Source organism: uncultured Microbacterium sp. (genome assembly GCF_963521645.1).
GTDB lineage: Bacteria > Actinomycetota > Actinomycetes > Actinomycetales > Microbacteriaceae > Microbacterium.
The window spans coordinates 1-13,033 of the sequence record NZ_CAUQVQ010000068.1 but is presented as its reverse complement, the minus strand read 5'-3'; the positions used below and the strand labels follow the sequence as shown (position 1 = coordinate 13,033).

Here is a 13,033-nt window from a genome sequence, read left to right as displayed (position 1 = left end):
GAGGCAGCTCAGAGGCACCTCAGAGGTGCTTGCCGCCGGTCACCGCGATCACCGAACCCGACGTGTACGACGATTCGGCGGACGCGAGGTAGACGTAGGCCCCGGCCAGTTCCGCGGGCTGTCCGGCGCGGCCGAGAGGAGTGTCCTGCCCGAAAGTCTTGACCCGCTCCTCGCTCCACCCCGTCGCCGGGATCAGCGGGGTCCAGATCGGTCCGGGCGCCACGGCGTTCACGCGGATGCCGCGCTCGCCCGCCTCTTCGGCGAGCGCCTTCACGAAGGCGACCTGCGCGGCCTTCGTCATCGCGTAGTCGATGAGTCCCGGCGACGGCTGATACGCCTGCACGGAGGCCGTGACGATGATGCTCGCCCCCGATTCGAGACGCGGGTATGCGGCGCGCGCCGTGTAGAGCAGTCCGTAGAGATTCGTCTCGAACACGCGACGCAGTCGGTCGGTCTCCAGATTCTCGAAGCCCTCGATGTCGTGCTGATATGCGGCGTTGAGCACGACGATGTCGAGGCCGCCGAGCGCATCGGCCGTCTGCGCGACGATGTCCGTGGCGAAGGCCTCGTCGCGGACGTCGCCGGCGATGCCGAGTGCGGTGCGCCCTTCGGCCCTGATGAGGGCGAGCGAGTCATCCGCGTCCGCCTGCTCCTCGGGCATGTGCACGATCGCGACGTCGGCGCCCTCGCGGGCGAAGGCGATCGCGACGGCCCTGCCGATGCCGGAGTCTCCGCCGGTGATCAGCGCACGGCGGCCGCGGAGCCTTCCGCTGCCGACGTAGCTCTTCTCGCCGTGGTCGGGTTCGATTCGCATCTGCTCCGTGAGCCCCGGCTGATTCTGCTCCTGTCCGGGGAACTCCTGGTCGCGATGCTGTGTGCGGGGGTCGGGAGTGGTGTCGGTCATGACCCGAGACTCGCCGAAGCCGCGCGATCAGGGCAGGGGGTTGACAGGATCAGAGCTGCGGACCGGACCCCAGCTGTGCGCTGTCGGTCGCGGCGGCCGCGGCACCGTTGGCGTCGCTCGGCTCGGGGACGACATGGAGTCCGCTCGCCGCGTTCGCCGTGAAGGCCAGCGCTTCGACCCAGGCGCGGTTGATCGAGGGCTGCCTGCTCCCGTAGTACTTGAAGACCAGGGCGCTGCCGGGCTGGATCCAGACCGTCGTGCGGCCACCGCCGACGCTGGTGTCCTCACGCCAGCTGAACGGGAAGGGCTCGGCTCGGCGAAGCTTTGCGGTGATCACGAGCTGAAGGTGAGTGAGGGTCCGGTCCTCGATCTCGGTCTTGACGCTGCCCTCGTAGATGAACTTTCCCATGCCGGTCTTCCTCTGCCTCCACGATCGACCTGCGCCCGTTCCCGGCACCTCCTGCCGGGCCCTCAGGCATATTGTGTAGCCCGATCATATTCGAGGGATACACCGGAATGTCGGTGGGCACGTCGGAACGGTCACCCGAAGTCAACCCCCTGACACGTACTCCTTCCAGGCCCTACGGTCGGTGATGACTGCGAGGAGGCCTGACCATGGCACGACACATCGACGACCGTCCCGACGAGGGCTACACGCCCACGACCACCCACGCCGAGTTCGGCGCGGGCAACCCCCGGCTGCGCGTCACGCGCGACGGAGAACGCAGCGAGTTCGCGATCGACGCGGAGGTCGTGCGCATCGGGTCCGCCCCCGATCTCGAGCTGCGTCTCGACGGGGCAGACGCCGTGCACGCGACCATCACGCATGACGAGCGTGACGAGTACGTGCTCGAACTCCACGGCGAGGGCGAGATGAACACCAACCCCGATGCCGATGCCACGCATCCCGGCGAGCGCGTGCAGACGCTGCGCACCGGCGCACGCTTCACGGTCGGCGCATGGGAGCTGGTGTTCGCGCGCGACGAGTTCGCCGACCACGGCCGCCCCTACGGCGGACGCCTGGGCGGGGAGTACTCCGACCAGCCCCTGCAGCCCTCGCGCCCCGACTACTCCGACGAGGCCACCGCGACGATGGACGAGACGCCTGCCACGGATTCCACCGTCGAGACGGATGACACCGTCGCGACGGACGACACGGCGGCGACGGACGAGAACCAGCGGTGAATCTCGACGAGACCGCTGAGGAGACCGGCTCCCCCGAGGAGACGACGGAGGAGCCCACCGAGGCGGAGGTGAACTCTGCCTCGGCCGTGCTCGAACGCCTCGGCGAGGTGGCCCGCGAGCGCGGTCTGCGGGTGTGCGTCGTCGAATCTCTCACCTCGGGCCAGTTCTCGAGCGCGGTCGGCGCCGTCGAAGGGGCAGGCGACTGGTTCACCGGCGGCGTCATCGCGTACCGCCCCGACATCAAGGAGCGTGTGCTCGGTGTGACTCCCGGAACCGACCCGGTCTCGGCCGTGTGCGCCGAGCAGCTCGCGGAGGGTGCACGCCGTCTGTTCGACGCCGATCTGTGCGTCTCGACGACAGGGGTCGGCGGGCCGGATGCCGAGGGCGGCCACGAACCCGGCACGGTGTACCTCGGGTGGGCCTCGAACGACGGGATCGGGCACCGGATGCTGGCGCTCACGGGAGGCCCGGAGGACGTGCTCGAGGAGACCGTCGCGATCGCCTCGCGGCTGCTCGCGTTCCACGCCGAGGGACTGCACCCGGTGGGTCCGCGCCGCGGAGACGCCCAGAGAGCGTGACACCGGATCCGCGGCGGCCGGTCTTCGGCATGGCCGCCGCGGACCGGGCTCAGCGCCCCGGTACGAGGCCGATCCGCAGCGGCGAACCGGCTGCGGACGCGTCGATCAGCGCGTCGTCGATCTGCGTCAGCTGACGCACGGCGCCCACCGCGTCGGCGAACGGGTACGCGCGTCCCCGTCCCGCGAGGAACGCGACCGCGGCAGCGAGCTCGGGGCCGGTGTAGTTGTGCACGCCGCTCACCGTCACCAGCCGACGCACGATGCTCTCTGCGTCGAGAGGCACGGGGTCTGCGGGGAAGACGCTGCCGACGAGCACGACCGTCCCCCCGGTCACGACCCCCGCGAGGGCCTCGGCGACGGCGTGCCCCGAGGCCTCGATCATGACCTCGGGCTCGCGATCGAGCGGTGCCGCACCGAAACGGGTCGCGAGCGCGCGGCGCTCGGGGTTCGGGTCGAGCACCTCGACGGAGGCGCCCTGTTCGACGGCGATCGCGGCAGCCGTGAGTCCCACGAGACCCGCGCCGTGCACGCGCACCGCAGCGCCGTCGAGATCCTGGTCGCGTGCGGCTCTCGCCACCGCCGCCCACGCCGTCGCCGTGGCGCACGAGGCCGGCGCGAGCACCGCGGCCGGGAGCGATTCGGGCACGCGCACGATCGCGGTGCCGGCACGCACCTGCACGTGGCTGCCGAATGCGCCGGTGAGATCGCCGTTCACGCCCACCCTGTCGTGCCCGTACTTGCCGAGGGCCCTGCACTTCTGGGTCAGGCCGCGGGCGCATCTGTCGCACGTGCCGCACGAGATCGTCACCGACCACACGACGCGGTCGCCGATGCGCAGCGGGCTGCCGTCGACCGCCGTCGCTCCGCAGTCGCCCATCGCGATGACCCGGCCGACGCTCTCATGGCCGAGCACGAGTGGGACCGGCGCCGGGCGGCGCCCCTGCACGGTGTGCACATCGGATCCGCAGATCGTCGACATCTCGACCGCCACGAGCACATCTCCGTCGCCGAGCGCGACGCCCGGCACCGCGATCGTCTCGTGGGGGTGCCCCTGACCGATCCACACCATGGCCGTCGCGGCGGGGCGCAGCACGACATCCCGGCGGTGGCCGGGCGGACGAACCAGCAGGGTTCCCATGATCGCGACCTCTCAGCCCGAGACGAGGGCGAGCCGACCGCGCTCGGCGAGCGACGCCCGCAGCTCGGTCACGTCGGCCAGCACGGCATCGGCTCCCGCGTCGCCCAGCGCAGTGCGGTCATGAGCGCCCGTGAGCACACCTGCGACGAATCCGGCACCGGCACGACGACCGGACTCCACATCGCTGACCGTGTCGCCGGCGACCGCGACGGCCTCGACCGAGGAGGTCCTCGTGCGCAGGAGCGCCGTGAGCACCAGGTCGGGCGCGGGACGACCGCGGCCGGCGTCGACGGGAGACAGCACGAGGTCGACGAGACCGCTCCACCCGAGCCCGTCGATGAGAGCATCGCGGGTCACGGGGGCGAAGCCGGTCGTGAGCACGACCCGGAGGCCGGCGTCCTTGAGCCCCTGGATCGCATCGGCTGCGCCGGGGATCTCGGTCACCCCGTGCTCGTCGACGATCTCGGCGTACGCGCCCTCGAACGCGGCGGTCGCGCGCTCGGCCGCTGCGCGATCACCGTCGGCGAGGTGCGTGAACACGTCGATCTTCGACTGGCCCATGGTGTCGCGCACGTAGGTCAGTGCCGCGTCCCACGGCATCCGGTCGGCCACCCCGGTGCGTTCCGCGGCGCGCTGGAAGGCCCGCTCGACGACGCCGTCGTCGAGCACCGTGGTGCCTGCCATGTCGAGCACGACGAGTTCGGTGCGGATGGTGTCGAGAGTGGTCATGATGTTCCTTCCAGTGCGGGTGCCCACCCGAAGGCGGCTGCGAGATTCTCTTCGGCGAGCCCCAGACCCGTTGTCATTCCGATGCCGGTGGTCGCGGCGAGCACCAGCGTCCCCTCGTCGACGCGCTCGATGAGGAAGTCCTGCGGGCCCTTGGCATAGACCCCCTGCCAGCGTTCGAGCACACGCGGCGCCGGCATCTCGAACAGGGCCTCCGCCTCGGCCAGGAACGCCGCGAAGGCCGCCTCGGGCTGGAACGGCACGGGCGCCGTGGCCGTGGCGTGCGAATCGCCGACGATCATCGTCCCGTCCGGCAGCTGCGTGTACATCTGGTTGAGATCGAGCGCCGCGAGGTCGGGTCGCTCGGCGTGGAGGCGTTCGCGCAGCGACGCGGCCGACGGCGACTCGGCGAAGCGTCCGTAGCGCGCGAGCGACCAGCCGGTCAGCAGCGGGGCGGAGAGCGGATGCCGCACGGTGACCGCCACGCGCATCATGTCGAGCGTGCAGCGCACCACTCCCCCGCGCTCGGCGACCTCGGGCAGCAGCTGATCGATGTCGTGGTTCACGGCGATGACCACCGCGCCCGCGTCGAGGGCTCCTCTGGTGGTCTCCACCCGCGTGCTCGCGTCTGCCCGGTCGCCGATCGACGTGACCGCGGTGCGGAACCGGAACTCCACTCCGAGCGCGGCGAGGTGACGCACGATCGCGCCCGCCGCGGTGCGGGGGTCGGTCTGCAGGTCGGGCTCGATGTGCGCTCCGCCGAGGAGTCCTCCGGCGCGCAGCGGGGCGAGGTGCAGCAGCTCGTCGGCATCCAGCATCCGGATGCCGCCGTCGCGTGCCGCCTCCTCGAGCACCGCGAGCTCATCCGCGTGTCGAGCCGCGACGAGCGTGCCCGATTCACGGAGCCAGAACCCGGCGTCTCGGGCGAGGCGCAGCCACAGCTCTCGCGAGGCGTCGGCGTACCGGCGGGCCGCGCCGTGCTGCGCTCCGATGCAGAGGTGCCCGAAGTTGCGGATCGTGGCTCCGACCGGACCGTCGGTGCGGTCGATCACGATCACCCGCAGCCCGCGGCGCACTGCCGCGTAGGCCGCGCCCAGGCCGACGATGCCCGAGCCGACGACCACGACGTCGGCCGTGTGCGGCGCGCTCACCGGAACACCTTCCGCATCCACATGGCGAGTCCCTCGACGACCAGCACCGTCACGAGGATCATCAGCACGATCGCCGTCACGGTCTCGTAGCGGGATCCCTGGCTGGCGTTCAGCAGGTAGTAGCCGACCCCGCCGCCGCCCACGATGCCGAGGATCGTCGCCGCCCTGATGTTCGTGTCGAGCATGTAGAAGCTGTGGCCGATGAGAGCCTGCATCCCCTGCGGCACGGTGGCCGACGCGTATGTCTGCATGCGCGTCGCGCCGACCGCTCGCAGTGCGCGCTCGGGGCCGCGGTCGACCTCTTCGAACGAGTCGGCGATGAGTTTGCCGAGGAGCCCGATGCCTCCGATCGCGAGGGCGATCACGCCCGCCTGAGCGCCCAGGCCCGTGATCACCACGAGCACGATCGCGAGGATCAGCTCGGGGATGCCGCGGATGCCGACGAGCAGGAAGCGTGCGGCGCCACGGATGCCGGAGCTCGGGGCCACGTTGCTCGCGGCGAGCGAGCCGAGCAGCAACGAGGGCAGCAGGGTGAGCACGGTGGCGGCCAGCGCGATCGCGACGGTGTCGACCATCGCGGCGACCATCGCGGCGGTGTCGTAGGAGCCGAACGACGGCAGCCAGAACCTCGCGGCGACGTCGGGGAGCTTCGCCCAGAAGGTGAAGAAGTCGCCCCAGTTGATCTGGCTCACCACGACGCTGCCGATCACGACGAGCACGGCGATGCCCGCACCGATCGCGTGGCGCACGCGTTCGCCGGTCCACGGTCGACGCACCGCGGTCTGCGGGGTGGCGGCCCAGGCCGGACGATCCCCGGGCGCGCTCGTCGGTGCGGCGCCGCGCAGTCGCGGGTGGATGAGGCGATCGATCCACGATCGGGTGTGCTTCTGACGACCGAGCATCGCACCGCGCACCGTGCTCGAGATGATCTCCATCGCGATGCACAAGATGAAGATCACGAGTGCGATGCCCAGACCCTTGCCGTAGTTCAGCGATTTGAACGCGTAGGACATCTCGAGGCCGAGGCCGGCGACGCCGACGTAGCCGAGCACCACGCTGCCACGGAGGTTGATGTCGTTGCGGTGCAGCACGGTCGCGACCCAGCTCGGCAGCACCTGGGGCAGGATGCCGGAGGTGAACTCCTGCATCTTCGAGCCGCCGGCGGCGCGGATCGCGAGGCGCGGTCCCTCGTCGATCTGTTCGATCGCATCCGCGAACATCTTGGAGATCATGCCGATCGAGTGGATGCCGATCGCGAGGATGCCCGGCAGCGTGCCGAGCGAGAACATGAGCACGAACGCCATGGCCAGCACGACGTCCGGGAGTGCACGGGTCAGCACCCCGACGAACCGGGCGGCTGCCCGCCACCCTGTTCCCGGCGTGGTGTTCGATGCGGCGAGGTAGGCGATGGGCACGGAGAGCACGGCGGCGAGCAGGGTGCCCACCAGCACCAGACCGACCGTGAGCGCGATCAGCCACGCGAGGTCTCCGGGCTCGGGGAACGAGAGCCCCCCGACGCGGGCCATGAAGTTCTCGGCGTTGCCCCAGCTCTGCACCATCGCCGGGATGGAGATCCCCACCTCGGCGACGGCCAGCACGCCGAGCACGAGGAGCGTGAGGAGGGTCAGGGCGGCGGCGATCCGCTCGGGCGAGACCGGACGCTTCGGTGCGCGGTCGGCCACGGCACCGCCGTGCGGGCGGACCGTCTCCCCTGCGGGCGAGTCGAGCAGTGTCATGAGACGCGGGCCCCGTCGGCCGCGGTCACGGACGGAGCGTCTGTCAGCTCGAACGCCACGGCCTGGATCTCTGCGGTCGTCGTCGCCACGCGCCCGTAGATCTCCATGACCTGCGCCTTGGTGAGATCCGTGGTCGGGGTGTCGAGCACGACCTCGCCGTGGCGGAGTCCCACGATGCGGTCGGCCCACGAGATCGCGAGGTCGACCTGGTGCAGGCTGCACACCACGGTAAGCCCCTCATCGGCCGCGATCTCGCGGATCAGCGCCATGACCTGGTCGCTGGATTCGGGGTCGAGGGAGGCCACGGGCTCATCGGCCAGCAGGATGTCGGGCTTCTGCATCAGCGCGCGGGCGATCGCGACGCGCTGCTGCTGTCCGCCCGAGAGGGTGTCGCTGCGCTGGTAGGCGCGGTCGAGCAGACCGACGCGATCGAGGTGCTCGAGAGCGCGGATCCTCGACGCGCGGGAGTAGCCCCACAGTCCCAGGCGCGGTCCGCGCACGGTCGACAGCGACCCGGTGAGCACGTTCTCGAGCACGGTGAGAGAGGGCACGAGCTCGAACTGCTGGAAGATGAAGCCGACACGGCTCCGCAGCGTGCGCAGCGACGAGCCCGACAGCGAGGGCACCTGCTGTCCCAGCACCTGCACCGAGCCGGAGGTCGGCGTCTCCAGACCGTCGAGGTGACGCAGCAGGGTCGACTTGCCCGACCCCGAAAGGCCGAGGAGCACCACGATCTCGCCGCGCGACACCTGCAGCGAGGCGTTCTTCAGGGCCGTGGTGGACCCGAAGGTCTTCGTCACGCCGTCGAGACGGATGAGGGGTTCGGATGTCGGGTCGAGCGGAGTGCTCATGGTGATTCTGTCTCCTGCGGGTCGGGGTCGGACGCTCGGGAGCCCTGCGACAGGCTCAGGACCGGATGGCCTCAGGGACCGGATGGCCGCAAGGGCCGGATGGCCGCTGAGCCTGTCGCAGCGCGGTGCTCAGACCGTCAGGCCTTGCACTGCTCGGCTTCGGTCTCTTCGCAGATGTCGCGGATGAGGTCGTAGTAGGCGTCGTCGACCGGCTTCGTGGCGTAGAACACGCTGCGGAAGGCATCCGTGTCGGCACCGTCGATGCCCGCGGCGATGATGTCGTCGATCGTGACCTCCGCGAGGCCGTCGATCAGTGTCGCGGAGACGTCGTCCGGAAGGCTCGAGGAGTAGACCAGCGGAGCGCCCGGCACCATCGTCTCGTCGATGACCTTCACGGCATCCGACTTCTCGACCTCGGAGTCCTCGGCGAAGCCGACCTCGCACTCGACGCCCTCGCCGACCTTCTGCACGCTCACGTCGTGCTTGCCGGCGAACACCGGGGTGATGTCGGTCTGCGGATCGATGCCCGCCTCGATCAGGTTGTACGACGGGAAGAGGTAGCCCGAGGTCGACGAGGGATCGACGAAGCAGACCTTCTTGCCCGCGAAGTCCTCGTAGCTGTCGATGTCGCTGTCGACCGGGACGATCGCCTGCGAGTAGTAGCCGGGCTCCTGTCCCTCCTCCGTGACGATCGAGGAGATCGGAGTGAGCTCCGCACCGTTGTTCGTCGCGGTCACGTAGGTGAATCCGGAGAACGACGCGACATCGACCTTGCCCGCCACCGCGGCCTCGATCAGCGCCGCGTAGTCGGTGGACTCGTGGTATTCGACGGTCTTGCCCGAGATCTCGGCGATGTAGTCCATCAGGGGCTGGTAGTTCGTCTCGGTGTCGACCGAGTCGGGGACCACGCCGAAGACGAGAGTGTTCTCGTCGACCGCGAATGCGGTGCCGGTGGACGTCTCTGCGGCACCGGAGTTGCCGGTGGCCTCGGCGGCACCGGAGCACGCGGAGAGGCCGAGCGCGAGCATCGCGGCACCGGCGAGAACGGGGAGAGCACGGAGCTTCATGAGGACCTTTCGAGGGTGAGGGAGGTGATCCGACAGCCACTCTGACACCGCGAGTCGCGAGATATATACCTAACTCGGAAGAGTTCAAGGTTCGTTCACTCGGCATTTCCCGGGATGAACTGCTGACGAACACGGGAGGAGGCGCACGACTGCCGAAGTAGTATGCCTATGTGGCCGAAGCTGTATACACCCAGATCGCCGACGAACTGCGCGCGCAGATCCAGGCCGGCATCCTGCGCCCGGGAGACGACGTCCCCACCGAGGCCGAACTCGCCGAGCGATGGCGCACGTCGCGCGGCCCCATCCGCAACGCACTCGCCGCCCTCAAGTCCGAGGGGCTGATCGACACGGGGCGCGGCCGCCCCGCGCGCGTCGTCTCGCAGAAGGCCAGCCAGGCGGTCGACGTGTCGGTGCCGTTCACCCGCTGGGCGCGCGAACTCGGCGTCGAACCGGGAGCACGGACCCAGGAGCTGAGCCTGCGCCGCGCCGGGAGCCGCGCGGAACTGCTCGGAGTCTCACCGGACGACATCATCGTCGGCGTCGTGCGGCTGCGACTGCTCGACGGGCGCCCCACCATGCTCGAGCGGCTGTTCTACACGGAGGCGGTCGGGCGCCTGCTCTTCGATGTCGACACGGATGAGGTCTCGATCACCGAGTACCTCGGCTCGCAGGGGCATCCGATCGTCGGGCTGCAGCACCAGATAGACGCGGTGGCGGCCGACGAACAGGACGCGACGCTGCTGCAGGTTCCGCAGGGGACGCCGATACTGCGCCTGAGCCGTATCTCTCGCGACGCGGAGGGGCGGATCTTCGAGGCCTCGGAGGATCGATACCTCAGCGAGGTGGTCCGCTTCACGGTGGCCGCTTCCGGGATCTCCACCGATGGACACTACATGCGCGCCGTGGGCGGCTGAACCAGGGCATCGACCGAGACACGGATGCTGTCTCAGGAGAGAAGCTGATCGCGAGCGCGAGGGGATCAGATTCCAAGGATCGCGCTCGCGATCACAGCGCTGGGGATGCGCTATTTCTGGGGTGTTACCAATGTAAACCGCATATTTACCGAGGGAGTACGGCCTTACGTCGAGATCTCACCTAGACCTTTGGCCAGGCCTTCGGAATATCGGTCGGCGACATCCGCGTGTTGACGGCTCAGACGCGGGCGATCGGGAGGCGGGCCGACACGACCCAGCGTCCGCCGATCTCACCGGCGTCGAACGTGCCGCTGGCGCCCAGGACCCGCTCCGCCATGCGGCCGATACCGGTACGGCTCGACGACAGCTCGCGACGCGGGGTCGCCGAGAGCGGACTGGCGACGGTCAGCACCGCGGATTCGTCGCTCACATCGAGGTCGATCGCGATCTCACCCTCGCCCGCGTATTTGAGAGCGTTCGTGGCCGACTCGCGCATGATGCGCGCGAGGATGATCTCGGCCGCTCGCGGGATGCGCTCGTCGGTCGGATCGCCGTTGAGTGCGACGGGGTGCCCCGCCGACTCGAATTCTTCTCGGGCCTCGTCGATGGACGCCGCGAGGTCGCCGGACGGCATGCCCGTCGAGCGGGGGCCGTCGTCGGCGAGATCGATCACGAAGCGCAGGTCTGTCATGGCCTTCCGCGCGGCGATGCGGATGGCCTCCTGAGAGGAGGCGCTGGCCCGATCGTCGTCGAGCATCTGCACGTGCAGCGACACCACCGTCAGGTGGTGAGCGATGCTGTCGTGCAACTCGCCGGCGATCCACCGTCGCTCGGCGAGGACTGCTTGACGTTCCTGTTCGGCCTTCTCCGCGAGCTGCACCTCGAGGGTGCGCCCCCGGGCGAAGGCGAGACGAAGCGCGTAGCCGACGGCTCCGGAGACCGCGGCTCCGACGAGGAAGATGCTGATGCGGAAGACCTCGGTCGTTCCGCTGGTGGCCACCAGCGCGGAAGCGACGAGGAAGGCTCCGACGTAGGAGAGGACCAGAGAGGTCCAGCCGAGGCGCATGATGAGCCCGGCCGCGAATGCGGCGGTCGTCAGCACCTGGGCTTCACTGCCGGGAATGAAGGAGAGAGCGAACACGGCGCCCAAGGCGCATGTCGCGACGAGAGGCGACCAGAGATACAGGACCAGGACCGCACTGGACGCGATGCTGATGACTGCTGTCAGCGGCTCCAATCCCGGAGGGAGGAACAGCCCGACGATGTCGAAGATGAGGATCGTACCGACGACCACCAGAACAGCGATCCGTTCGATCGTGCTGAGCTTCTCGCCCTTGCCGAGTCGGGTGACATCGAATCGATCACCCGTCCCAAGACTTGAAGCCATACTTCAGTATCTCCTTTTCGCCAGTTATATTAACGATAGAAGCCGAAGAAGCGACCAACCTGATCCCAAAAAGACATATGAATTCACCTCCCGAGTTGCACTTTTGTTTAGCGATGTATTGATCTTCTCGGTGAACGGATCACCCCGCATCTGCCTTAAGGCCAGAGCTGACTAGCCAAAGGTCTAGTCCTTCGCACCCGTGGTCGACCCCCGTTAGGCTTCCTCCATGCCCGAAATCCGCGTAGTGATCGTCGATGACGACCCTTTGGTGCGTTCAGCGCTCTCGCACTTCGTTTCGCGAGATCCGGAGATCACGGTGGTCGCCGAGGCGGAGTCGGGTCTCGAGGGCATCGACACGGTCGAGCGCGAGCGGCCGGACGTCGTGATGATGGATGTGCAGATGCCCGAGATGAACGGCATCGAGGCGACTGCGGTCATCAGTGAGCGCTGGCCCGACGTCAAGATTCTGGCGGTGACGACGCTCGACGGGAGCGACACCGTGTTGCCGATGCTCAGCGCCGGCGCGTCGGGATACATGCTGAAGGATTCGAGCGCGGCGAGCATCGTCGCCGCGGTGCGCGAGGTCTACAGCGGCGCGAGCTCACTCTCGCCGCGCATCGCCTCACTCCTGATCAAGCATGTCCGCGACACCGAGCCGGTCGGCGGCGACGGCACCCTCGAAGAGCTCACCGACCGCGAGGAAGAGGTGCTGCAGCGCCTGGCTCAGGGCATGTCGAACGCCGAGATCGCTCGTGCGCTGATCGTCTCGGAGGGCACGGTCAAGGCGCATCTCGGTCGCATCATGTCGAAGTGGCACGTACGCGACCGCGTCCAGATCCTGGTGACCGCGGCGCACGCCGGCCTCGTCGAGTTCCGCTGACGCGGGTCAGGTGCGCAGCGCCCGAGAGATGTTGTCGGCTTTGCCTCGCAGGTGCGCGCGGACGATGACACGGCGAAGCGGTGTGAGCAGCACACGGCTCACGCGGCGGACCAGCCCGTCGGTCGTGGCATCCGCTGCGTCGCGGCGGAGCGAGAGCGTCACCTCGGTGCCGGCGCCACGCGGCTCGAGCTCGATGCGCAGCACCTGACGCGCGATGTGCGGTGCGCGCGGGAACGAGCGCACCCACTCGATGACATCCGGCGACCCGGTGCCATCCGGCGTGCCGGGTGCATCCAGCGTCTCGGGTGATCTGATGCGGTGATCAGTCGTGGCGAACTCGGGTGCGAGCCGCGCCGGCCTTCCGTCGAGGTTCCGCTCGCGGGTGTGCGCATGCACCTCGCCGCTCGGCATCACCTCAGCCGACTGAGCCTCGAAGTCGTTCCATTCGAGCCACCGTTCCGGGCGCGAAAGGAGCGCCCGCACCTCGCCGACAGGGAACGGGACGGAGCGACGGTA

At 69.1% G+C, this 13,033-nt stretch carries 14 protein-coding genes; 4 read left to right on the top strand and 10 right to left on the bottom strand.

Annotated elements, in window-relative coordinates:
- Positions 1-19: 19 nt before the first annotated feature.
- Both RWO82_RS12385 and RWO82_RS12380 read right to left on the bottom strand, forming a co-directional pair.
- Entirely contained in the window at positions 20-904 is an 885-nt protein-coding gene (locus RWO82_RS12385) for an SDR family oxidoreductase (protein WP_314427473.1), read from the bottom strand.
- A gap of 49 nt (positions 905-953) precedes the next feature.
- Positions 954-1,313 (bottom strand): ATP-dependent DNA ligase, encoded by a 360-nt coding sequence (locus RWO82_RS12380; protein WP_314427471.1) that lies wholly within the window; start codon positions 1,311-1,313, stop codon positions 954-956.
- 206 nt (positions 1,314-1,519) lie between these two features.
- Between RWO82_RS12380 and RWO82_RS12375 the strand changes: the two genes are divergently transcribed.
- Complete coding sequence (locus tag RWO82_RS12375; protein ID WP_314427468.1) at positions 1,520-2,089, top strand: FHA domain-containing protein; 570 nt, start codon at positions 1,520-1,522, stop codon at positions 2,087-2,089.
- Entirely contained in the window at positions 2,086-2,667 is a 582-nt protein-coding gene (locus RWO82_RS12370) for a CinA family protein (protein ID WP_314427465.1), read from the top strand. Before RWO82_RS12375 ends, RWO82_RS12370 begins: the two co-directional genes overlap by 4 nt.
- A 49-nt stretch (positions 2,668-2,716) precedes the next feature.
- On the opposite strand, the gene RWO82_RS12365 is transcribed toward RWO82_RS12370, so the two are convergent.
- The 6 genes from RWO82_RS12365 to phnD all read right to left on the bottom strand — a co-directional run bounded on the left by RWO82_RS12365 (position 2,717) and on the right by phnD (position 9,336).
- Positions 2,717-3,805 (bottom strand): alcohol dehydrogenase catalytic domain-containing protein, encoded by a 1,089-nt coding sequence (locus tag RWO82_RS12365; protein WP_314427463.1) that lies wholly within the window; start codon positions 3,803-3,805, stop codon positions 2,717-2,719.
- A 12-nt stretch (positions 3,806-3,817) separates the two neighbouring features.
- Positions 3,818-4,534, bottom strand: coding sequence for a phosphonatase-like hydrolase (locus tag RWO82_RS12360; RefSeq protein WP_314427460.1), 717 nt, complete (start codon positions 4,532-4,534; stop codon positions 3,818-3,820).
- The gene (locus tag RWO82_RS12355) at positions 4,531-5,682 is read right to left on the bottom strand and encodes a TIGR03364 family FAD-dependent oxidoreductase (RefSeq protein ID WP_314427458.1); all 1,152 of its coding nucleotides are present in this window, start codon (positions 5,680-5,682) and stop codon (positions 4,531-4,533) included. The genes RWO82_RS12360 and RWO82_RS12355 overlap by 4 nt, the downstream gene beginning before the upstream one ends.
- Entirely contained in the window at positions 5,679-7,418 is a 1,740-nt protein-coding gene (locus RWO82_RS12350) for an ABC transporter permease subunit (protein WP_314427457.1), read from the bottom strand. Before RWO82_RS12350 ends, RWO82_RS12355 begins: the two co-directional genes overlap by 4 nt.
- Entirely contained in the window at positions 7,415-8,269 is an 855-nt protein-coding gene (gene phnC, locus RWO82_RS12345) for a phosphonate ABC transporter ATP-binding protein (RefSeq protein ID WP_314427455.1), read from the bottom strand. The genes RWO82_RS12350 and phnC overlap by 4 nt, the downstream gene beginning before the upstream one ends.
- 137 nt (positions 8,270-8,406) lie before the next feature.
- On the bottom strand, positions 8,407-9,336 hold the full coding sequence (gene phnD / locus RWO82_RS12340; RefSeq protein WP_314427453.1) for a phosphate/phosphite/phosphonate ABC transporter substrate-binding protein: 930 nt from the start codon (positions 9,334-9,336) through the stop codon (positions 8,407-8,409).
- 170 nt (positions 9,337-9,506) lie between these two features.
- Between phnD and RWO82_RS12335 the strand changes: the two genes are divergently transcribed.
- Positions 9,507-10,250 carry a GntR family transcriptional regulator gene (locus RWO82_RS12335; protein ID WP_314427451.1) on the top strand — a complete coding sequence of 248 codons (744 nt, stop codon included), beginning with the start codon at positions 9,507-9,509 and terminating at the stop codon, positions 10,248-10,250.
- 238 nt (positions 10,251-10,488) lie between these two features.
- Here the strand turns inward: RWO82_RS12335 and RWO82_RS12330 are convergent, their stop codons facing one another.
- Positions 10,489-11,637: a histidine kinase gene (locus tag RWO82_RS12330; protein WP_314427449.1), complete on the bottom strand. Its 1,149-nt coding sequence runs from the start codon at positions 11,635-11,637 to the stop codon at positions 10,489-10,491.
- 226 nt (positions 11,638-11,863) lie between these two features.
- On the opposite strand from RWO82_RS12330, the gene RWO82_RS12325 reads away from it, so the two are divergent.
- Positions 11,864-12,517: a response regulator transcription factor gene (locus RWO82_RS12325; protein ID WP_201471166.1), complete on the top strand. Its 654-nt coding sequence runs from the start codon at positions 11,864-11,866 to the stop codon at positions 12,515-12,517.
- 6 nt (positions 12,518-12,523) lie between these two features.
- Here the strand turns inward: RWO82_RS12325 and RWO82_RS12320 are convergent.
- Positions 12,524-13,033 (bottom strand): hypothetical protein (locus tag RWO82_RS12320; protein ID WP_314427445.1); only part of this gene is annotated, 510 nt, incomplete at its 5' end.